The sequence below is a fragment of the Pseudomonas sp. NPDC089395 genome (genome assembly GCF_044749525.1).
Taxonomy (GTDB): domain Bacteria; phylum Pseudomonadota; class Gammaproteobacteria; order Pseudomonadales; family Pseudomonadaceae; genus Aquipseudomonas.
Genome location: NZ_JBIVID010000015.1, coordinates 62,631 through 83,115, shown reverse-complemented (window position 1 = coordinate 83,115; position 20,485 = coordinate 62,631). Strand labels below are relative to the sequence as shown.

The 20,485-nt window shown below is 67.4% G+C and carries 16 protein-coding genes; 1 reads left to right on the top strand and 15 read right to left on the bottom strand.

The features are described from left to right. Positions 1 to 77 precede the first annotated feature (77 nt). From ACIPZG_RS24435 to ACIPZG_RS24410, 6 genes are read right to left on the bottom strand one after another with little or no spacing between them, the layout of a single operon-like run. Complete coding sequence (locus ACIPZG_RS24435; RefSeq protein WP_400717650.1) at positions 78 to 1,025, bottom strand: OB-fold domain-containing protein; 948 nt, start codon at positions 1,023 to 1,025, stop codon at positions 78 to 80. A gap of 5 nt (positions 1,026 to 1,030) precedes the next feature. Next, a complete protein-coding gene (locus ACIPZG_RS24430) occupies positions 1,031 to 2,242 on the bottom strand; it encodes a thiolase family protein (protein ID WP_400717648.1) in 1,212 nt (403 codons plus the stop codon). A gap of 50 nt (positions 2,243 to 2,292) precedes the next feature. Beyond that, the gene (locus tag ACIPZG_RS24425) at positions 2,293 to 3,960 is read right to left on the bottom strand and encodes a DUF1302 domain-containing protein (RefSeq protein ID WP_400717645.1); all 1,668 of its coding nucleotides are present in this window, start codon (positions 3,958 to 3,960) and stop codon (positions 2,293 to 2,295) included. Between the two features lie 13 nt (positions 3,961 to 3,973). Further along, positions 3,974 to 5,095 carry an MBL fold metallo-hydrolase gene (locus tag ACIPZG_RS24420; protein ID WP_400717642.1) on the bottom strand — a complete coding sequence of 374 codons (1,122 nt, stop codon included), beginning with the start codon at positions 5,093 to 5,095 and terminating at the stop codon, positions 3,974 to 3,976. Then, positions 5,088 to 6,941: a long-chain-acyl-CoA synthetase gene (locus ACIPZG_RS24415; protein ID WP_400717639.1), complete on the bottom strand. Its 1,854-nt coding sequence runs from the start codon at positions 6,939 to 6,941 to the stop codon at positions 5,088 to 5,090. Before ACIPZG_RS24415 ends, ACIPZG_RS24420 begins: the two co-directional genes overlap by 8 nt. Continuing rightward, the gene (locus tag ACIPZG_RS24410; protein WP_400717637.1) at positions 6,938 to 8,020 is read right to left on the bottom strand and encodes an alkene reductase; all 1,083 of its coding nucleotides are present in this window, start codon (positions 8,018 to 8,020) and stop codon (positions 6,938 to 6,940) included. The genes ACIPZG_RS24415 and ACIPZG_RS24410 overlap by 4 nt, the downstream gene beginning before the upstream one ends. 240 nt (positions 8,021 to 8,260) lie before the next feature. Here ACIPZG_RS24410 and ACIPZG_RS24405 point away from each other — a divergent pair, with 240 nt between their 5' ends. After that, complete coding sequence (locus tag ACIPZG_RS24405; protein WP_400717636.1) at positions 8,261 to 9,589, top strand: spinster family MFS transporter; 1,329 nt, start codon at positions 8,261 to 8,263, stop codon at positions 9,587 to 9,589. A 396-nt stretch (positions 9,590 to 9,985) separates the two neighbouring features. Here ACIPZG_RS24405 and ACIPZG_RS24400 read toward each other — a convergent pair whose 3' ends face one another. From ACIPZG_RS24400 to ACIPZG_RS24360, 9 genes are all read right to left on the bottom strand, one after another. Beyond that, positions 9,986 to 11,365, bottom strand: a complete 1,380-nt coding sequence (locus ACIPZG_RS24400; protein WP_400717635.1) for a DUF1329 domain-containing protein — start codon at positions 11,363 to 11,365, stop codon at positions 9,986 to 9,988. Positions 11,366 to 11,452: 87 nt separating this feature from the next. Further along, complete coding sequence (locus ACIPZG_RS24395; RefSeq protein ID WP_400717634.1) at positions 11,453 to 13,141, bottom strand: class I adenylate-forming enzyme family protein; 1,689 nt, start codon at positions 13,139 to 13,141, stop codon at positions 11,453 to 11,455. Positions 13,142 to 13,162: 21 nt separating this feature from the next. After that, positions 13,163 to 14,317 (bottom strand): acyl-CoA dehydrogenase family protein, encoded by a 1,155-nt coding sequence (locus ACIPZG_RS24390; protein ID WP_400717632.1) that lies wholly within the window; start codon positions 14,315 to 14,317, stop codon positions 13,163 to 13,165. Beyond that, a complete protein-coding gene (locus ACIPZG_RS24385) occupies positions 14,314 to 15,519 on the bottom strand; it encodes an acyl-CoA dehydrogenase family protein (protein ID WP_400717629.1) in 1,206 nt (401 codons plus the stop codon). The genes ACIPZG_RS24390 and ACIPZG_RS24385 overlap by 4 nt, the downstream gene beginning before the upstream one ends. A 77-nt stretch (positions 15,520 to 15,596) precedes the next feature. Next, the gene (locus tag ACIPZG_RS24380; protein ID WP_400717627.1) at positions 15,597 to 16,766 is read right to left on the bottom strand and encodes an acyl-CoA dehydrogenase family protein; all 1,170 of its coding nucleotides are present in this window, start codon (positions 16,764 to 16,766) and stop codon (positions 15,597 to 15,599) included. A 10-nt stretch (positions 16,767 to 16,776) separates the two neighbouring features. Then, on the bottom strand, positions 16,777 to 17,955 hold the full coding sequence (locus tag ACIPZG_RS24375) for a lipid-transfer protein (protein WP_400717625.1): 1,179 nt from the start codon (positions 17,953 to 17,955) through the stop codon (positions 16,777 to 16,779). 14 nt (positions 17,956 to 17,969) lie between these two features. After that, positions 17,970 to 18,389, bottom strand: coding sequence for a MaoC family dehydratase (locus tag ACIPZG_RS24370; RefSeq protein WP_008097317.1), 420 nt, complete (start codon positions 18,387 to 18,389; stop codon positions 17,970 to 17,972). After that, positions 18,361 to 19,494: an acyl-CoA dehydrogenase family protein gene (locus tag ACIPZG_RS24365; protein WP_400717622.1), complete on the bottom strand. Its 1,134-nt coding sequence runs from the start codon at positions 19,492 to 19,494 to the stop codon at positions 18,361 to 18,363. Before ACIPZG_RS24365 ends, ACIPZG_RS24370 begins: the two co-directional genes overlap by 29 nt. 12 nt (positions 19,495 to 19,506) lie before the next feature. Continuing rightward, on the bottom strand, positions 19,507 to 20,475 hold the full coding sequence (locus ACIPZG_RS24360; RefSeq protein WP_400717619.1) for an OB-fold domain-containing protein: 969 nt from the start codon (positions 20,473 to 20,475) through the stop codon (positions 19,507 to 19,509). Positions 20,476 to 20,485 lie beyond the last annotated feature (10 nt).

Below are 20,485 nucleotides of genomic sequence, written 5' to 3'. Positions count from 1 at the left end.
CCACAGGTAGTGCGCCGTTCTCAAGTGCGGTGGGGTTCCTGTGGGAGCCGGCTTGCCGGCGATAGGGCCCTGAAGGATCAGCGCTGGTACAAGATCACCAGATCGTTGATCACCGAAGGTCGCTCCTGCCCGACCACATGGGTGTTGATCTCCAGGGTCAACTGAGTCCCCCGCTCACGCACCTCCACCGCCTTGACCCGTGCCCGGGCATGAATCCGCGCGCCCGCCGGCACCGGCGCCGGGAAGCGCAGGCGGTCGGAGCCATAGTTGATCTGCGTGGTGAACCCGGTGATCTCGAAGCCCAAACCCAGCTTCAGCCGCGACTGCAGCACCTGCACCAGCGCACCGTGGGCGATGGTGCCGCCAAACGGGCTGCTGCGCCGGGCACGCTCGGGGTCGGTGTGGATCCAGTAGTCGTCGCCGGACAGCTGCGCGAAGGCATCGATCAGCGCCTGGTCCACCAGCAGGCTGTTGCTCCAGGCACTGAACTGCTCGCTGACCAGCGCCTTCAAGCCCGCTTCGTCGTTGCAGTCGACCTGCACACCGGGCGCCGCCTCGGGCGCGGCCGGTGGCGTGGCGTCGGCGCTGGCCCATGCCTCCAGGCGCTCGACGTCCTGCTCCAGGCCGGTAAAGCGCAACAGCCGATTGCCCTTGCCGTCGACCTGGGCGAACACCGGCTGCAGCGGCATGCCGATGCGAATCTGCGCCTCGTCCAGCCCCACCAGGGTGGTGTTGATCCGCACCCCTTCGGCCAGTTCCACCACCGCCAGCTTCTGCGGCATCTCGTCGGCGAAGTCCGGCAAGGTCGGGATGCGGGTCAAGGTGAAGCTGTACAAGCTTGCCTGGCCTGTCACTTCGCGCCAGGCCGGGTCCTGCGCCAGGCACGCTGGGCAGTGCCGGCGCGGGTAGAACAGCCACTGCTGGCAGGCGCCGCACTGCTGGATCAGCAGGCGGCGGGCCTTCAGGCCCTCCCAGAAGGGTGCGGAAATCTCCGTGGCCACAGGCATCGGTTTGTTGTTGGACATGCTGGTTATGCTCCCTGAAGGATCAATGCGCCCTGCTCGCTCATCACGCCACCGGTCCCGGAGACGTACACGCTGTCGCAGCGTTGCAGCTGGCGCTCGCCGGCCGCCCCGGCAATCTGCGTGACCGCCTCGATGACCTGCGACATGCCGCCCGCAGAGCCGGCCTGGCCAAAGCTGAGCTGGCCGCCGTGGGTGTTCATGGGGAAATCGCCGCGCCAGGTCAGGTCGTGCTCGCGCACGAACGCCATGCCCTCGCCTTTGCCGCAGAAGCCGGCGTCTTCGAGGGTGAGCAAGGCGGTGATGGTGTAGCAGTCGTAGATTTGCGCGGCGTCGACGTCGGTCGGTTTCAGCCCGGCCATGGCGAAGGCGCGTTGCGAGGCCGGGCCGATCGGCGTGTGCAGCATGTCCTGGGCGTAGGACGGCGACTTGAAGGCCAGGTGCTCGCCGAAGCCGGTGACGAACGCCGGGCGTTTGCGGGCCTTGGCCGCCAGCTCCTTGGACGCGACGATCATCGCCGCACCGCCGGCCACCGGCATGACGATCTCCAGCACATGCAACGGGTCGGCGACCATGCGGCTATCCAGCACCTGCTCGATGCACAGCGGCTGGCCGAAGAACATCGCCTGCGGGTTGGCCTGGGCATTGGTGCGCTGGTCCACGGCGATCTTGGCCATCGCCCGGGGGTCGTAGCCATACTGCGCGGCGTAGCGCTGGGCGATCATGGCGTAGCCGGTGTTCTGGCCCATGTGCCCGTAAGGCAGGTCGAACTCCGCCTCCGGCGCACCGAACGCCGTGCTGTGGCCACCAAAACGCATGGCCCGGGCCATCCAGCCGGCGTCTTCGTCCGGCCCCAGCGGGGCCATGCGCGCCGGCAGCACGCACAGTACCGCCTGGCACAGCCCCAGCTCGATGGCGGCGGCGGCGCGCCAGACCATGCCCACCGAGGTGCAGCCGCCGAGGTCGACCACTTCGGCGAAGTTCAGCCGCAGCCCCAGGTATTCGGCGGCCATGGCCGGCACGAACACCGAGGCCTCGTGGAACTGTGGGCCATTGATCACCAGGCCGTCGAGGTCCGACGCTTGCAGGCCGGCATCGCGCAGGGCCTGGGCGGCCAGGTCGGCGACCTGTTCGAGGTGGAACATCCGAGGTGCCGTCGCGTACTTTTCCGGCTTGTACTGCGCGGTACCCACAATTGCTGCGTGGCCTTTGAGCCCCATAGTGCCTCCATGCCGGGGCCCACGGGCCTCGGCGTTGTCCAGGTGGTCGGTCAGAAGGTGTACTTCATCGAGAAGGTGGCGTAGTCGCGGTCTGCATACGGCCGCTTGATCGGGTCGGGCGAGCCCAGGTAGCCGACGTAGGTAAGGCCGACTTCCAGGTTGCCGAGGTACTTGAAGGTGGTGCCTACGCTGAGGCGGCGGTCGCCCTGCACGCCGGCGATGCTGCCGGACATGGGTGTCGAGCCGCTGAACACGTTGGAGAAGCGCACTGGCACCTCCAGATCCCAGCCTTGGAAAACCCCCGGATAACTGAACGATGCGCCCAGGGTGTAGGCGCTGGCGTCGCGGCTTCTCCAGCCCGATGCGGTCTTGTAGGTGTAGTCATCGGAAGCTCCGACCAAAGGGCGCAGGCTGGGCAGCAGGGCCACGCCTTGCAGGTTGCTGGCGGCAGAGGTGGCGTCGACGCTGTCCACCCGCACATGGATGATCTCGCCGGTCAGGGTGGTCTGGCTGGCCCATGGCCGGTCGCCCAGCACGCGCATGGCCGAGAGTTGAATCTGCTGGCCCTTGCCCTTGGCCGGGGTTGGCCCAAGGCCGGTGCTGACCAGCACGGGCGCGCCGTCGCGGTACGACCACTCGGCACCGATCTGGGTTTCGCCGAGCTTGGTCGAGGCGCTGATGCCGGTGAGCTTGATGTCTTCGAAGTACTTCACTCGGTAGCCATTGGCGACAAAGGCCGACAGGCCGCCGCCGACCGGCACCGGGTCGTAGCCGACCAGCGCGGTGGCCGGGTTCTTGTCGTGGTAGTTGACGTGAAACAGCGACAACTCCAGCGCCGGTACCGGTCGGTAGCGCACCTGTAGCCCCCACTGGCCGCTGTCGCGGGGCTCGTCGGTGCCGCGGTAGGGCACGTTGCCCGTTGGCGTGATGAGGAACTCGCGGCCTGGGCCGATCACGTCGGTGCCGGAAAAGTAACTGCCCACCGGGGCCAGTTCGGTGCCCTTCCACTCGTACTGCACGTAGCCGCCAAAGGTGAACTGCGGGTTGATCCGGTACGACGCCGACACCTGCCCCACCGGCAGCAGCACTTCCTTGACCTCGACCCCAGGCTGGTTGGCCTTGACCGCATCGGACGGGTTCTGCACGCCGTTGACGCCGGGGTAGTACAGGCTCTCGCCCCAGGACTCGATATGACGCCCGGCCTTGACGTCGAGCATCGTGTCGTTGTCGAAGCGCCAGCCACCGAACACGTAGGCATCCAGCAGGCGGGTACGGCCACCGCTGTAGTACCGCGCATCGCTGGTGAACGCGTCGTTGTCGCCGTCCTTGTTGACCGTGGCCGGCGAGTCGTTGTCGTTCTTGCGGTGGTACACGTCGTCGTAGAAGGTACTGGCGCGCACCACGGCGCCATAGTTGTCCATGCGCAGGATCATCTCGCCCAGGGCGCCGACCCGGTTGGTGGTCAGGCTGCCCTCGTTGAAGTTGCGGTTGGCATCGTCGGCGTTGACCGTGAGCAGGCGGTCGCTGGGCTTGCCCAGGCGCACGCCGATGCCGTAGCTGGTGGTCACCGACCAGTCGATGGTCGCGCCGTTGTCGAACTCCAGGGTTTCCCCGGACCAGGCCGGCGCCGGCGCCAGCACGATCGCCGCCGTCAGGCTGGCAAGCTGGACGCTGCGACAGGCAAGGGCAGTGCCGTTATTGTTGTTCTTGTCGATCACACGGGCTCTCCTGTTAGGCAACCGGCTGGCTGCCTGGAATGGTCAACGTTGCCGTCGGGCCGACCGCCGCTTCGGCGGCGGGCGCCAGCGGGGCGCGCCGGTAGCGGTAATGCGCGTGGTGCAGTTCGCGCACCAGCCGCCCTTCGGCCATGAGGTAGTTGGCATGGGCCAACGTTTCGCCAAGGGCCATCAGCTCGTCGAAACGACCGGACAGCCTGGGGAACAGCTCGGCCATCAGCTCGCACGCCGTGCGTGGCGTCTTGCAGCTGGCCAGCAAACGGTCCAGCTGGGCCTGGTGGTGGGCCTGCAACTGGTCAATGCGCGCATGCAGGTTGAAGAACGGCCGCTCGTGGGCCGGCAGCACCAGCACGCTGTCGGGCAGGCTGCGCAGGTGTTCGAGCGAGGTCAGCCATTCGCGCAGCGGGTCGGCCTCGGGCTCGGTGGCGTGCACGCCCACGGTCGGGGTGATGCGCGGCAGCACCTGGTCGCCGGCGAGCAGCAGGCTGCCGTCCTCGGCGTACAGGCAGGCATGCTCGGGCGAATGGCCACGGCCGACCACCACGCGCCATTGGCGGCTGCCGATGCGTACACGGTCAGCGTCCTGCAGGCGCCGGTAACTGTTGAAATGCAGGGGGCGGAAATGGCCGTTCTGGATCAGTTGGTACAGCTCGCCCGCCTGCGCCTCGTCCATGCCCGCCTTGCAGTGGAAGTCGAGGAAATCCCAACCCGCGGCCTGCTCGGCCGGCACGCTGACGTACAGCGAACGGTATTCGGCGGCGGTCATGTACACCGGGCAGCGAAAGCGCTCGGCCAGCCAGCCGGCCACGCCGGCATGGTCGGCGTGGTAATGGGTGCAGATCACCGCCAGCAGCGGCTGGCCGGCGAACACCTGGGTGAACACCTGCTCCCAGACCTCACGGGTCTGCGCGGTGTTCATGCCGGTGTCCACCACCACCCAGCCGTGGTCATGGCGCAGCAGGTAGAGGTTGATGTGGTCCAGGCGAAACGGCAGCGGCATGCGCAACCACCACACGCCCTCGGCCACTTCGCGCACCTGACCGCTGTCCGGCACCTGCGGCCAGGGGTAACGCAGGCCGCCGTGCAGTTCATGGCCGTTGCCGTCGAGGTCAGCCATGCCGGCTACCCTCGAATGCGGGCAGGCCGACTTGTTCGAGCAGCTGCGGCGAATAAGGCTGGTAGCTCTGGCTGCGCTCGTCGCGGATGAACAGCGGGTCGGGACAGGCGTTGGGGCAGTAGCCCTGGCGCTGCAGGTCGACCTTGCGCAGCTTGAAGGTGCTGGTCAGGTCCGCCGAGGCGCTTACCCGCACGAACATGGGCGCGGCGTAACGTGGCAGGCGCGCTTCGGTCAGGCGGTACAAGGCCTGCGGGTCGAAGGCCTGGCCCGCTTGCATCAGCACCGCCGCCATGCCTGCCCTGCCCTCGTGTTGCGGCACCTGCACGCCGTAGATGTTGATCAGCTCCAGGCCCGGCAGGTCGCTCAGGGCATCGGCCACTTCCTGGGTCGAGACGTTTTCGCTTTTCCAGCGGAAGGTGTCGCCGATGCGGTCGACGAAGTAGCAGTAGCCATCGGCGTCCTGGCGCAGCAGATCGCCCGAGCTCCACCAGGCATCGCCCTCGCGCAGCACGTTGCGGCGGATCTTGCTCTCGGTGGCCGTGGCGCAGGTGTAGCCTTCGAAGCGGCCGCCACCGATGTCCGGGTGGTCGACGATAAAGCCCATGGCTTCGCCCACTTCGCCCACCTCGCACAGCTGGTAGAAGCCGTTTTCATCGCGCGGGTGGCAGTCGTTTTCCACGTCGAAGCGCACCAGGCGCAGGTTGGTGCGGTTCCAGTCCGGCACCCGGCCGCAGGCGCCCAGGTAGTTGTCGACGTTGATCAGGTTGGTGTTGGCTTCGGTCGCGCCCCACCCCTCGAACACCTGGATCGGCCCGAACCGTTCGACCCAGCGCTGCCACGACTCGCTCGACAGGCCGGCGCCAAGCATGCAGCGCAGGGTATGTTCACGCTCCCCGGCTACGGCCGGCCGGTTGAGCAGGTAGCGGCAGATTTCGCCGATGTACTGGAACACGCTGATGCGATGGCGCGCCACATCGGCCCAGAACTCGCGCACGCTGAACTTGCGGCGCACCACGATACTCGCGCCGGCACGCAGCGCGGTGGAGGTGACCGAGGTGGCGGCCGCGCCGTGGTACAGCGGCAGGCAGCAATAGAACACATCGTCGACGCCGGCGTTGAGTGTCACCTCCATCACATCCCCCGACGACAGCCAGCGCATGTGGCTGTATCGCGCGGCCTTGGGCAGGCCGGTGGTGCCCGAGGTGAAGATCAGCAAGGTCGGCGCCTGGGCTTCGAGCCCGGCACGGTGCGCCTTGGGGAACGGCGTGTCGGGCGCAGCGGCCATGGCCGTGGCGAACTGGTGGTCGACGCCTGCCGGCAGCGCACCCGTCCAACGGTTTTCGGCATCGTCGATCAGCCACATGGGCAGGGCCGGCAACCCTTCGGTCGCCTGCAGGTTGCCCAGGCATTCTTCGCCGACCACCAGCGCCTTGGCACCGGTAGTGTCCAGGGCATGCAGCAGGGGTTTGCCGGTTACCTGGGTATTGACGAACGCCACCACCACCCCGAGCTTGACCAGACCGAACCAGCAGCTGAAGAAGGCCGGACGGTTCTCCATCATCAACGCGCAGACGTCGCCGGCACGCAGGCCGGCGGTGAAGGCGGCATGGGCTACCCGGTCGGCCTGACGGTTCACCTCGGCGTAGCTCAAGGTCTGCTCGCCGTAGATCAGGAACGGCCGTTGGCCATGGCGCGCCGCTTGTGCTTCCAGGCGGTCGGCCAGGGTGTAGTGGTCGCGCGGCTTGATTTGGCCGCTGGCTTCGGCGCGCAGGTCAAGCAGCGCCTGGGTCTGTTCGCGGCTCACGGGGGGCTGCGGCAGGTTGGGCAAGGTGTGCGGCAGGTTCATGGCGCCACCTCCAGGGTTTGCTGCCAGCTGGGGTAGTCGCTGTAGCCACGGGCACCTGGGGTGTACAGGGTCTTGCGGTCGAACGCGGCCAGCGGCCTGTGCTGGCGCAGGCGCTCGACCAGGTCGGGGTTGGCGATGAAGTGGCGGCCGAACGAAACCGCCGCGCCCTCGCCCGCCGTCAGCGCGGCGCGGGCCGAATCGGCGTCGAAACCGTCGTTGAGGATCAGGGCCTGCGGGCCGTGCTGGCGGGCCAGGGCGAAGGCATCCAGGTCGGCCAAGGGCGAGCGCATGATGTGCAGGTAGGCCAGGCCCAGTGGCGACACAGCCTGGCACAGCGCGGTGGTGGTCTGCACAGGCTCGTGGTCGTCGATGTCGTTGTACGGGTTGCCGGGGCACAGGCGCAGGCCGACCCGGCCTGCACCGATGGCAGCGGCCATGGCTTCGAGCACTTCCTTGGCGAAGCGCACCCGGTGCTGCGCGCTGCCGCCATAGGCATCGGTGCGCTGGTTGCTGCCGGCGGCCATGAATTGCATGGGCAGGTAGCCGCTGGTGCAGTGCAGTTCGACGCCGTCGAAACCGGCTTCGCGGGCGTTCAATGCGGCTTGGCGGTAGTCGCCGATCACTTCGGCGATGCCTTCCAGGGTCAGGGCCTGGGGCACATCGGCGTCGACCAGCCCGGCGGCATCGCTGAACAGCTGCACACGGGCAGGCAACGACGACGGCGCCACCGTCGCCGCGCCCTGCGGCTTGTTGTGGTGACTGGCGGCGCGCCCCACGTGCATCAGCTGCAGGACGATGCGCCCGCCTTGCTCGTGCACGGCGCGGGTCACCTGCTGCCAGGCGGCGATCTGTTCGCGGCTGTAGATGGCCGGGGTACGGCAGTAGCCCAGGCCGCTGGCCGAGGGTGCCGTGCCTTCGGCGACGATCAGCCCGGCGCTGGCGCGCTGGCGGTAGTAGTCGACCATTTCGCTGCCCGGCACGGCGCGCCCATCGGCGCGGCTGCGGGTCATCGGGGCCATGACGATGCGGTTGGCCAGTTGCAGTTCGCCCAGGCGCACAGGCTCGAACAAGATGTCCATCTCAGCTCCTTCAGCTCTTGTTGTTTCCGGCTCGCGGGGAGCACGAAACACCGGATATGGGCTGAATGATTCACCGCGGGCAGGAGCGAAACATCGTCCGTCGAGACTAGTTTCGCGCGCTTGTCCCAGGGCCCGGCGATACCTGCAGGTACAGCGCAAATTTGGTCTGAACAGACGATGAATTGACGGCAGAATGGGGCGAGCATCATGCGCACCTAAAACAAGAAGCGGAGCTGTGCAGTGAACCCATCCCCTCCTGTGACCTGGCGTACTCACTACGCCTTGCTGGTGCTGGCCAGCATCTACGTCTTCAACTACATCGACCGCCAGTTGATGGCGATCCTGATCGAGCCGGTGAAGCAAGAATTCGGCATCTCCGATACCGGCATCGGCCTGCTCTCCGGGGTGACCTTCGCCGTGTTCTACACGGTGTTCGGCCTGCCGCTGGGGCGCCTGTCGGACCGCATCGGGCGCAAGCCGGTGATTGCCTTCAGCTGCATGGCCTGGAGCCTGATGACCATGCTCTGCGGCATGGCCGGCAGCTTCTTCACCCTGGTGCTGGCGCGGATCGGCGTGGCCATTGGTGAGGCTGGCGGCACTGCGCCGTCGGTGGCGATGGTCTCCGACCTGTACCCGGCACATCGGCGCTCGACGGCGTTGGCGGTGCTGATGCTCGGCTCCAGCCTGGGGGCCATCGTCGGCCTGGGGTTAGGCGGCTGGATTGCCCAGCACCACGGCTGGCGCTATGCGTTCCTGCTGATTGGCGCGCCCGGCATCCTGCTGGGCCTGTTGCTGTTGCTCACGGTGCGGTCGCCAGCACCGTCGCGGGTTCGGCAAGCGGCCGAGGGGCCACAGGAGGGTTGGCTGCGTACACTGGCCGAGCTGCTGCGCATGCCCTCGTTCCTGTGGCTGGTGCTGACTGGCGGGGCTGCGGCCATCGCCGGGTATGCCATCGGTACCTGGAGCCCGAGCTTCCTGATTCGCTCGCACGGGCTGAACATGCAACAGGCCGGTTTTCTGGTCGGTGTGGTCGGCGGTACGGGTTCGACCATTGGCACGCTGGTGTGCGGCATGCTCACCGACCGCCTGGCCCGGCGTGACGTGGGCTGGCAGATTGGCGTGCCGTTGCTGGGCACGCTGTTGAGCATTCCGTTTGCCCTGGCCTACTTCCTCTGGCCCCAGGGCGTGGCGTTTCATATCGGCGATACGCCGGTGCCGCAGGCGTTTCTGTTCTATAGCGCGTTCGGGTTCTTTGGCGTGTGGTGGGCGACGCCTTGCCTGGGCGCGATCACTCACCTGTTCCCGGCCCATCGGCTGGCCCAGGCCACGGCGATTTTCGTCATGGCCATGACCTTGCTGGGGGTCGGCGTCGGGCCCTTGCTGATCGGCATGCTCAGTGATGTGTTCGTGCCGAGCCTGCAGGGTGAGTCGCTGCGTTATGCGTTGGCGGCATCGGTGGTGTTGCTGGTGTTGGCGGCGGGGTTCCTGGCGATGGCCTTGCCGCGCTATCGGGCGCGGATGAAGGGGGGGGCCGGTGGCGCGGCAACCGTGGGGGCTGTGGCGGTCTGATCAGACATTGGGGCCGCTTTGCGGCCCTTTCGGCGCGGTTTGTCGTACACCTCACACTTCAATCCCTGCACAGAACTCTGTGGGAGCGGGCTTGCCCCGCGAAGCTGGCAACTCGCTGTATGGCACCGGCTTCGCCGGTGTTCGCGGGACAAGCCCGCTCCCACATAGTCTGCTTTTGCCTGTGCTGGCCTCATCGCCGGCAAGCCGGCTCCCACAGAGATTGCGCAAGGCCTGAGTGGCGCGCTGTTCCTGTGGCAGCGATCTCTACTACACCTCCCACTTATAGACCTGCACAGAACCTGTGGGAGCCGGCTTGCCGGCGATGGGCTGCGCAGCAGCCCCAAACAAAAAGGGCCTGGCGGTCACCCGCCAGGCCCCTGCAAACGCCCTGCCCGCTTAGCGCCCGATCGCGCGCGCCGCATCCGCGGTGTACATGTCCGGGGTGAACTTGCTCTCGTTGAGAATCGGCCCCTTCTTCGCTTCGTTGGTCATCCCGTAGCCGGTGTACTGGCCCGAGTTCAGGTCCATGAAGAACTGCGAACCCGCCTGCCAGCCGCTCATGTCCGGGTGGTAGTAGTAGTTGACCATCGCATGCTTCCACAACTGCCCACGGGCATCGTAGTTGTCGGCCATCACCGCGTTCCAGGTGTCCTCATCGATGAACAGCACACGCTTGCCGTACACATGGCGGTAGCCTTCCTTCAGGTCCGCTTCCACCACCCACACCCGCCGCAACTCGTAGCGCATGAACTCCGGGTTGGGATGGTTGGGGGTGAGCAGCTGGGCATACTTGATGGTGCCGGCATTGGCCTTGAAGGCATTCGCCGGGCTGTAGATTTCACGCTTGCCGATCAGCTTCCAGGTGTAGCGCTCGGGCGCGCCGTTGAACAAGCGGTCCTCGTCCACCGTCATGGTGCCGTTGGTGCCGATCATCGGTTGGTCGTAGCCGTAGCCCGGCATCTGCCGCACGCGACGGGTCGAGGGGCTGTACGCCCAGGCCTGGCGCGCGGAGGTGACGAAGTTGTACGGCTCGTGGGCGATGCTGATCACGCCGTTGTCGCGGGCGGGCTTGAGCGTGGTGTTGTAGCTCATCGCCTGGATCATGTCCGAAGTCTTCGGCTCCACCGTCGGCGAGTTGGCCTGGGACAGGTTGCGGGCATGGGCGCGACCCCAGCCGATACTGCCGTTGGGCAGTACCGAGGCCAGGTCGGAAATCTTCTCTTCGGTGTAGGCGCGGGCCGGCAACTGGTGGTTCCACAGCACTTCCATGCCGTTCTTCGGAATCGGGAACGGCACCTGGCCCAGCCCCTCGACACCCAGCCCATCGTTCACCAGCTTGGCATTGAGGGCGTTGCTCATGACCCGCTGGCACACGTAGTCGGGGTAACGGAAGTCGCGGTGGCCTGGGTAGATGTTCATCTTGTAGCTGGTCGGGTACTTCTTCAGCAGCGCCTTCTGCCCCTCGGTCAGGTGCGCTGAGTACTGGTCCATGTTCTGCGCGGTGATCACCAGGATCGGCTTCTCGTCGGCATAAGGGTCCACCGGCTGGTCACCGGAGAACTTCACGTGGTTCCAGCCCGGCACCTGGCCCAGGTACTTGCCGGTGTAGGGCGGGATGGTGCCTTCGGCGTTGCCCGCCTGCTCGGCGCCGACACAGGTCAGGTCCTTGCCGAGCCTGGCGGCTTCCTCCGGGGCTACGGCGGCATAGGCGCTGGCAACCAGCCCCGTGTTCACGGTCAGAGCGGCCGCGAGCATCACACCTTTTGTTGTTTTCATGTCTTGCCTCCTTCGCTGATAAGGCTTCTGGTATGGCTTCATTGTTCTCGTTCCAGGCTCGCCGGCATCGTCCGGAGAGACTAAGAATCACTCGACGCGCAGGCTGGCCTTGAGGGCGGCCTTGAGCACCTTGCCGGTGGCATTGCGCGGCAGTGGATGGGCCACGCGAAACACCTGGGCGGGCACCTTGTAGGCCGCCAGCCGCGCGGCGATGTAGCTGCGCACCTGCTCGTCGCTTGGCAGTACGCCAGGGCTGCCGTGGATCGCCAGCGCCACCACTTCACCCAGCGCCGGGTCCTCCAGGGCAAAGGCGGCCGCCTCTTGCACGCCGACCATGTCGCTGACGCAGGTTTCGATTTCAGCCGCGGAAATCTTCTCGCCGCCGCGGTTGATCAGGTCCTTCACCCGGCCGCTGATGCACAGGAACCCTTGTTCGTCGAGGTAGCCGAGGTCGCCGGTATCGAGCCAACCTTCGCGCAGGCTTTGGGCAGTGGCGCCCGGCTGCTGCCAGTAGCCTTCCATCAGCGTCGGCGAACGCAGCCAGATCAGCCCTTCGGTACCCGGCGGATGGGGCTGCAGCGGGTCATCGCCAATGCCTACATCGACAATCGGCAACGGCCATCCGGCGCTGGCCGGGCGGTACTCGAACGGGTCACCGCCGATGGCCGCGCCAATGCCGTTGCTCTCGGTCAGGCCGTAGCCGCTGCCACCGATCACCTCAGGCTTGCGGGCCAGCATCTCGGCCAACAGGCCCGCGGACGAAGCGCCGCCACCCAGGCCCAGGCCGAACAGGCTGGCGGTGTCGTCAGTGCCATAGCGCGGGGAAGCCAGCAGTTGCTGCATCATCACCGGCGCACCGTTGAACTGCGTGCAGCACTCGTCGCGGATCAGGTCCAAGGCCTGGCTGGCGTCCCACTTGTACATCAGCAGCAGGCGCCGGCCGGGGCGAAAGGCCGAGAGAAACTGCGCATGCAGCCCACTGACATGGAACAAAGGCACTGCCATCAGCGAGGTCGGCGCGTAGCCACTGGCGAGCAGGCCGCCCACACGCTGGGGCGAACTCATGGCGCAGAACGCGCCCTGGAACTCCAGGGCGGTCAAGGCCTGGCACACGGCCCGGTGGCTGGACAACACGCCCTTGGCCCGGCTGGTGGTGCCCGAGGTATAGAGGATCAGCGCCGGGGCCTCGGGGGCGAGGTCGGGCGGCTGGTGTGCCAGCGGCGCGGCCGCCAGCAGCGCTTCGTAGCGCAGGCAGCGCTCCGCCAGCGCCGCCTCCGGGGCAAGGCCGACGACAATGCAGGTGCGGTCCCCCGCCGCGAGGTCGGCCTGCAATACCGAAAGGCGTGCCTCGTCGCAGATCAGCAGGCGTGCGCCGCTGTCCTCGACGCCATGCAGCAGCTCGTCACGCAAGCCCCAGCTGTTGAGCGGCACGCACACCGCCCCGCAGCGCTGGATGGCCGCGAACGCCACCAGCCAGGCAGGCTGATTGCGCATGGCGATCACCACTCGGTCGCCGGGGCATACACCCAAGGGCCCGGCCAGTTGCCCAGCCAATCGGTCGACCGCCTCGAAGAAGGCGGCGAAGGTCAGCCGCTGCTGCTGCCAGACGACAAACTCCTTGTCGCCATGCACGCGGCCGGCGTCGATCACCTGTACCAGGTTGCGCGCGGCGTGGCGGAAATACCGCGGGCTGCCATCGACCGGGGTCATCACTTCAAAAGGCGAGCCAGGCGCTGTCAACTGCTGCCAGGCCTGTCGCCACTGTTCAATGCTCATCAGGGCTCTCCAACGAAGGGCTCAGGCGCAGGCCTGGTCGAGTTCCGCGTAGCGCTCGCAATGAAAATCACGGTCACCCAGGCAGGCTTGCGCCACCCGCACGCGTTTCAGGTAAAGGCCGACGTCCAGCTCGTCGGTCACGCCGATGCCGCCGTGCATCTGCACCGCTTCGTTGGCTACCTTCAGCGCGGTGTCGCCGGCTTTCCACTTGGCCAGGCTGACCAGACGGCCGCGCCGGGCGGCATCCAGCTCGCCGTCATCCAGTGCGGCCAGGCCGGCCATCACCGCGCTGCGGGCCAGCGCCAGGTCCACGTACAGTTGTGCGGCGCGGTGCTGCAGGGTCTGGAACGAACCGATCGGCACGTCGAACTGCACGCGGGTCTTGAGGTAGTCGAGGGTGGTCTGGAACAACTGCTGCGCGGCGCCCAGCAGCTCCGCCGCCAGGCAGGCGCGGCCACGGTCCAGCGCGGCGTCCAGTACCGCCCAGCCTTCGCCCAGGCGGCCCAGCAATGCCTCGCGCCCAACGCGCACCTGTTCAAGGCGCAAGCGCCCGCAGTTGCGCGAATCGATCAACGGCAGCGGGCTGCAATTCACGCCGGGCGCGTCGGCCGGCACCAGGAACAGGCTGATACCCTGCACTTCGCCTGGCTGGCCGGCAGTACGCGCCGCCACCACGTAGGCATCGGCGCCGACGCCGTCGACCACCCAGAACTTTTCACCCTGCAGGCAGAAGCCCTCGCCGTCGGCCACGGCCGCCAGGGCGATGTCGCGTGGCTGATGGCGGGCCCGTTCGTCCACCGCCAGGGCCAGGCGCCGTTCGCCAGCGATCAACGCCTGCAGCCAGTCGTCCTGTTGCTGCGCCGAACCCGCCAGGTGCAGCAACGAGCCGGCCAGCACCACGCTCGACAGCAAGGGCGTCGGCGCCAGGTTGTGGCCAATGGCCTCGAACACCGGGCCCAGGCCCATGCAGCCAAAGTCCAGCCCGCCCACCTGCTCGGGGAACGGGATCGCGCTCCAGCCCAGCGCCACCGCCTGCTGCCATACCTGGGCATCGAAACCGTCCGGCGCGCCTTGATCGCGCAGGCGGCGCTGCGCCGTCACCGGGCTGCGGGCGGCCAGGAAATCCTGGGCGCTGTCGGCCAGCAGGCGCTGTTCCTCGCTGTAACGAAGGTTCATGCTTGCACTCCTTTCTTGCCGTCGGGCAGGCCAAGCACGCGCTTGGCAATGACATTGAGCTGCACTTCCGAAGCGCCGCCGGAGATGGTCAGGGCGTAGCTGTTCAGCCAGGCGCGGGTCACCGCCAGTTCGCGCTCGCCGAACGCCTCGTGCTGCCAGCCCAGGGCATGGCCGCCCAAGGCATCGAGCAGCACTTCGAACTTGTCGCGTTCCTGCTCGGTGTGCACCAGCTTCATGATCGCCATCAGGCCGCTGATGTCATCGCCACAACGCCCCTCCTCGGCCATGCGCTGCACCGTCAGGGCGTAGGCGTGCTCGTCCATGGCGCAGGCCACGGCGCGCGCCTGCAAGGCCAGCTCGCCCTGGCTGCGCGGGCGCGGCAGGTATTCACGCAGCAGGGCCAGCAGGTCGAAGTGCGAAGGCAGGCTGAATTCGCCGAACTTAGACATCGCCTTGCGCTCGTGCTGGAGCAGGTACTTGCCCAGGTTCCAGCCGCCGTTGAGCGGGCCGATCAGGTTGCTTTTCGGCACCTTCACCGCGTCGAAGAACACCTGGCAGAACGCCGACTTGCCGCTGATCAGGTCGATCGGCACGGCTTTCACGCCGGGGCTGCGCATGTCCAGCACGATCAGGCTGATGCCTTCGTGCTTCGGCGCCTGGAAGTCGGTGCGCACCAGGGCGTACATCCAGTCGGACTTGTCGCCGTAGGAGGTCCAGATCTTGCTGCCATCGACCACGAAGTGGTCACCGCCATCACGCGCCGCCATCTTCAGGCTGGCAAGGTCGGAGCCTGCATTGGGCTCGGAGAAACCCTGGCACCAGCGCACTTCGCCGCGGGCCATGGGCGGCAGCAGGCTGAGCTTCTGTTCTTCGCTGGCGTAGGCCAGCAGTACCGGCCCGAGCATCCAGATGCCCAGGTTGATCTGCGGCGGTCGGCAGCGCAGGCGGCGCATTTCGCTCTCCAGTACCGCTACCTGCTCGGCCGACAGGCCGGCACCGCCGTAGGCTTCGGGCCATTCGGGGCAGAACCAGCGCTTGTCGCGCATGCGCTCGAACCACAGGCGCGCGTCGTCGTTGGGAAACTGCGGCTGGCTGGCGCCCCACACCACATCGCCTTCGCCCATGGCCACACGCATCGACTGCGGGCAGTTGGCTTCCAGCCAGGCACGGGTCTCGTGCCTGAATTGCTCGATCGTCGTCATCAGATGCAAACCTCGACCCTGCCCCGGCATACGCCGGAGGGGCCTGTTGTTGGAATGGCTGGGCGGCGCTGGGCCGCTCAGCGCTGGGCGCGCGGCATGCCCAGGCCGAACTGGGCGATCAGCTCGCGCTGGATTTCGTTGGTGCCGCCACCGAAGGTCACGGTGACCGAGGCGCGCAGCTCGTACTCCAGGTCGCCGTGCAGGGCCGCGGCGGCCGAACCGCTGCGAACCAGGCCGTTGGCCCCGACAATAGCCGACAGCCTGCGCAGGATCTCGATGGCCGATTCCGAGCCGTAGACCTTGGTGGTCGAACTCAGGGCCACGTCCATGTGCTCGCGCTCAAGGTTGGCGGCGATGCGCAGGTTGATCAGGCGCATGGCCTCCAGACGCGCGTAGCACTCGGCCAGGGCGCTGCGCACCCAGGCCTTGTCCATCGCCCGACGGCCCTGCTCGTCACGGGCGCGCGCCCACAGGTAGACCCGGCGGAACAGCCCGACCACCTTGTCCGACCACGAGCCCAGCCCCAGGCGCTCGTGGTTCAGCTGGGCAGTGATCAGCTTCCAGCCACCGTGCAGCTCGCCGACCAGCATGTCGGTCGGCACCCTGACGTTGTCGTAGTAGGTGGCCGTGGTCGGGTTGCTGGTGGTGGGGATGACCGTGGTGGAGAACCCGGGCAGGCGGGTGTCGAGGATCAGGATCGACACGCCCTTGTGCCGGGCCTGGGTCGGGTCGGTGCGCGCCGCCAGCCAGATGAAGTCGGCCGACTCGGCGCCCGAGGTCCACAGCTTGTTGCCGTTGACCACGAAGGCATCGCCATCGAGCCGGGCGCTGGTGCGCAGCACCGCCAGGTCACTGCCGGCGTCAGGCTCGGAGTAGCCGATGGCGAACATGATTTCGCCGGCGGCGATACCCGGCAGAAAGCGCGCCTTCTGCGCGGCGCTGCCGTGCTCCATCAAGGCCGGGCCGACCGTGCTGATGGTCACGAACGGCAACGGCGCGCCGGCGATGTTGGCCTCTTCGAAGAAGATCAACTGCTCGGTGGCGGCATAGCCCTGGCCGCCATGGGCTTTCGGCCAGCCGACCGCGAGCCAGCCGTCGCGGCCCATCTGGCGCACCGTCTGGCGATACAGCTCGCCGCCTTCCTGACCGCGCAGCTGCTCGCGCAGTTCGGGGGTCATCAAGGCCTGGAAGTAGTCCCGCACTTTGTGGCGCAGGGCGTGTTGCTCGGGGGTGAGATCGACGAACATGCTGCGCTCCTCAGGCCGTGCCCAGAATCAGGCCGCTGGTGGGGACACCGGTGCCGGCGGTCACCAGCACGTTCTCCACGTCCGCCACCTGGTTGACCGCCGTGCCACGCACCTGGCGCACTGCCTCGGCGATGCCGTTCATGCCGTGGATATAGGCCTCGCCCAACTGCCCGCCATGGGTGTTGATCGGCAACTTGCCGCCCCGGGCATGGTGCCCGGCACGGATGAAGTCCTTGGCCTCGCCACGCCGGGCAAAGCCGAACTCCTCCAGCTGTGGCAGCACGAAGGGGGTGAAGTGGTCGTAGATCACCGCCGTCTGCAGGGCGTCCGGGCCCAGGCCCGACTGGCGATACAGCTCCTTGGCCACCACGCCCATCTCGGGCAGGCCGGTGATGTCGTCACGGTAGAACGAGGTCATGCTCTGCTGGCCGCTGCTGATGCCCTGGGAGCCGGCCTTGATGGTCACCGGCTTCTGCCGCAGGTCGCGGGCGCGCTCGGCCGAGGTGATGACCATGGCCACCGCGCCATCGGACTCCTGGCAGCAGTCGAGCAGGTGCAGCGGCTCGCAGATCCAGCGCGAGGCCTGGTGCTCTTCCAGGGTAATCGGCTTGCCGTGGAAGAACGCCTTGGGGTTGCTGGCGGCAAAGTCGCGCGCGGCCACGGCGACCCGGCCGAAGTCCTCGGAGGTGGCGCCATAGGTGTGCATGTAGCGCTGGGCGAACATCCCCACCCAGGCCGCCGGGGTGTGAAACCCGTGGGGCATGTACCAGCCGTAGTTGACGTTGTCGAAGATCGGCGTGGTGGCGAAGCCATAGCTGCCACTGCCGAAGCGGTACCAGGAGCGTTCGTTCATGGCCCGGTAGACCACCACCACCTTGGCCACGCCGGTGGCCACGGCCATCGCCGCATGCATCACGGGTGCGCAGGCCGCGCCGCCGCCGTGGGGCACCTGGGAGAAGAACTTCACGTCCTTGCAGCCCAGCAGGCGGGCGATTTCGTATTCCGGCACCTTGTCCACCGAATACGAACTGAAGCCCTCGACTTCGGAGGGATCGATGCCGGCGTCGCGCAGCGCCTCCAGGGTGGCTTCCAGGGCCAGGCGCAGTTCGGTGCGCCCGGAGTTCTTGGAAAATTCGGTCGCGCCCAGCCCGACAATGGCGGCGCGCCCGGAAATCGACAGGTTGCTCATGCTGCCTCCGGTAGTCATGGCAGCACCAGCGCGACCGTGCCGGTCACGTGGTTGCCCATGGAATTCTTGCCGCTCAGGGTCACTTCGACTTCGCGGGTCTCGACGTCGTGGCGGGTCACGCTGCCACTGAAGGTCATGCAGTCGCCCGGGTAGTTGGGCACGCCCAGCTTGATCTTCAGCGAGGTGAAGCGCGCCAGCGGCCCGGCCCAGGCTTCGACGAAGCGTTGCACCAGGCCATTGGTGGTGAGGATGTTCATGAACACATGGGGCGAGCCCAGTTCACGGGCGGCGTCCAGGTCGTGGTGGCCAGGGAAGTAGTCGCGGGTGGCGATCGCACCGCCGGCGATCAGCGCCACGGTAATCGGCACCTCAAGCGTCGGCAGGGTTTCGCCGGGGCGCACGTCTTCAAAGCGCTTGGTGTTCTTCGAGGTCATATTTCCATCCCAGCTTGTCGTTGTCGCTCAGCCAGTCGCCGAGCCGTTCCAGGCAGGCCGCCGCACCGCCCAAGGCAATGCCCAGGGCGCGGCTCCAGTAGAGAAAGCGGTGAATCGGGTAGCTCAGGTCGACGCCAATGCCGCCATGCACGTGTTGGGCGACGTGGCCGATCCGGTGCCCGGCCTCGCAGGCCAGGTAGGCCGTGGCCAGCGCCTCGGAAGGCGCCGGCAGGCCGGCATCGAGGCGGTAGCACAGCTGCCACAGCGTGCTGCGCAGGGTTTCCAGGGCGATATGGGCGTCGGCCATGCTCATCTGCACGGCCTGGAAACTGCCGATGCGCCGGTCGAATTGCTGGCGCTCGCCGACATAGTCCACGGTGCGGCGAATGTGCTCGGCGCTGACGCCCAGCTGCAGCGCCGCCAGGGCGGCGATGGCGCGTGGCTCCAGCCAGGCCAGGGCGGGCGCTGGCAGCACCCGGTCGGCGCTGACCCGTAGGCCTTCGACCAGCACGTCGGTGATCGCCTCGCCGTGGCTCAGCACCCCGGCCACCCGGCGTACCGCCGGGGCGTCAAGGTCAAGCAACAGCAGCCGCACCTGGTCTTCCACCCGCACCGGCACCAGTGCCGCCTGTGCCTGGCCGCCGAGGGCCAGTGCGGCCACCTGGCCATTGACCTGCCAGCCTTCGGCACAGGCAATGGCCTGCAGCTCGATGCCATGGGCGGCGCTCAGGCTGTCGAGCGACAGGCTCAGCAGCGCTTCGCCGCGGGCAGCGCGGGCCGCCAGTTGCGCCGCATCGCCCAGGGCGAAGTGGGCCAGGGTCGCGGCCGCCAGCTGGTGGCGCCACAGGGGCACCTGGGCCAGGCTGCGGCCCTGGGCCTGCAACACCAGCATCAGTTCGGTCATGCCCAGGCCGCTGCCGCCTTGGCCTTCGGGAATGGCCAGGGCGTGCAGGCCGGTTTCCAGGCACAGCGCCCAGAGGGGCGCCATCAGCGCTTCGCCGCTGTTGTCCCACTGGCGCAGGTAGTCGTCGTGGCAGTTGTCGCTGAACAGGCTGTCGGCCATCTGCTCGATGGCCCGCTGGTCTTCGCTCAATTGAAAATCCATGCTGGCGCCCTCCTACTCGACCACAGGCCGGAACAACGGCAGGGTGAGTTGTTCGTCAAAGGTTTCGAACGCCACCTGCAGGCGCTGGCCGATCTGCAACTGCTCGCGCTGCACGCCGCTGAGGCCGGCGATCAGGCGCACGCCCTCCTCCAGCTCGATCAGGCCGATGGGGTTGGGGTGGTCGAACGGTGCGACCTCGGGGTAGTGCATGACCACGAACGAATACAGGCTGCCGCGCCCGCTGGCCTGGACGGTGTCCCACTCGAAGCTGTGACACTGCATGCACACCGGCGCCGGGGGGTGGCGCAAGGTGGCGCAGGCGCTGCAGCGCTGGATCAGCAGCCGGCCTTCGGCGCAGCCTTCCCAGAAGAAGCGGGTGTCGTCGCTGACCCCGGGCATCGGCCGTTTGGCCTTGACCGGCGCGGCCTCAGGCTGCGCCGCCGGTTGCGCCTGGGCCGGACGGAACTTGAATACCCGGAACAGCAACTCGCCCACCGGTTCGTCGCCCTCGGGCTTCTCGACGAAGTGACTCATCACCAGGGTGACGAAGAAGCCGGTGCCCAGGGCGGTGGTTTTCTCCTCGCCGACCGCGTCCAGGCGGGTGGTGTAGTACAGGCGTTCGCCCAGGTGCAGCGGGCGGGTGAAGCTGAGCTCGGAGTTCACCGCCACCACCGAGGCGTAGCCGTATTCCTCGATCAGCTTGAGCACTTCGTAGGGGTTCTGGTCGGTGGAGCCTGGCGGGTAGTTGTTGGCGTGCAGCCCCTCCATGGTCCACACCTGGAGCATGGCCGGCGGGGCGACCAGCGCTTCGAACGGGCTGCCCTGGGCGAACGCGGGGTCAGTGTAGAGCGGGTTGTCGACGCCCATGATCTCGCACCACTGGCGGATCATCGGGGCGTTGACCGCGTCCCAGGCATACACCCGGCCATATTGGCGGCCCACGAGGGCGCGCACACGGGAAAGCAATTGTGGATCAGCCAAAGTCGTCTCC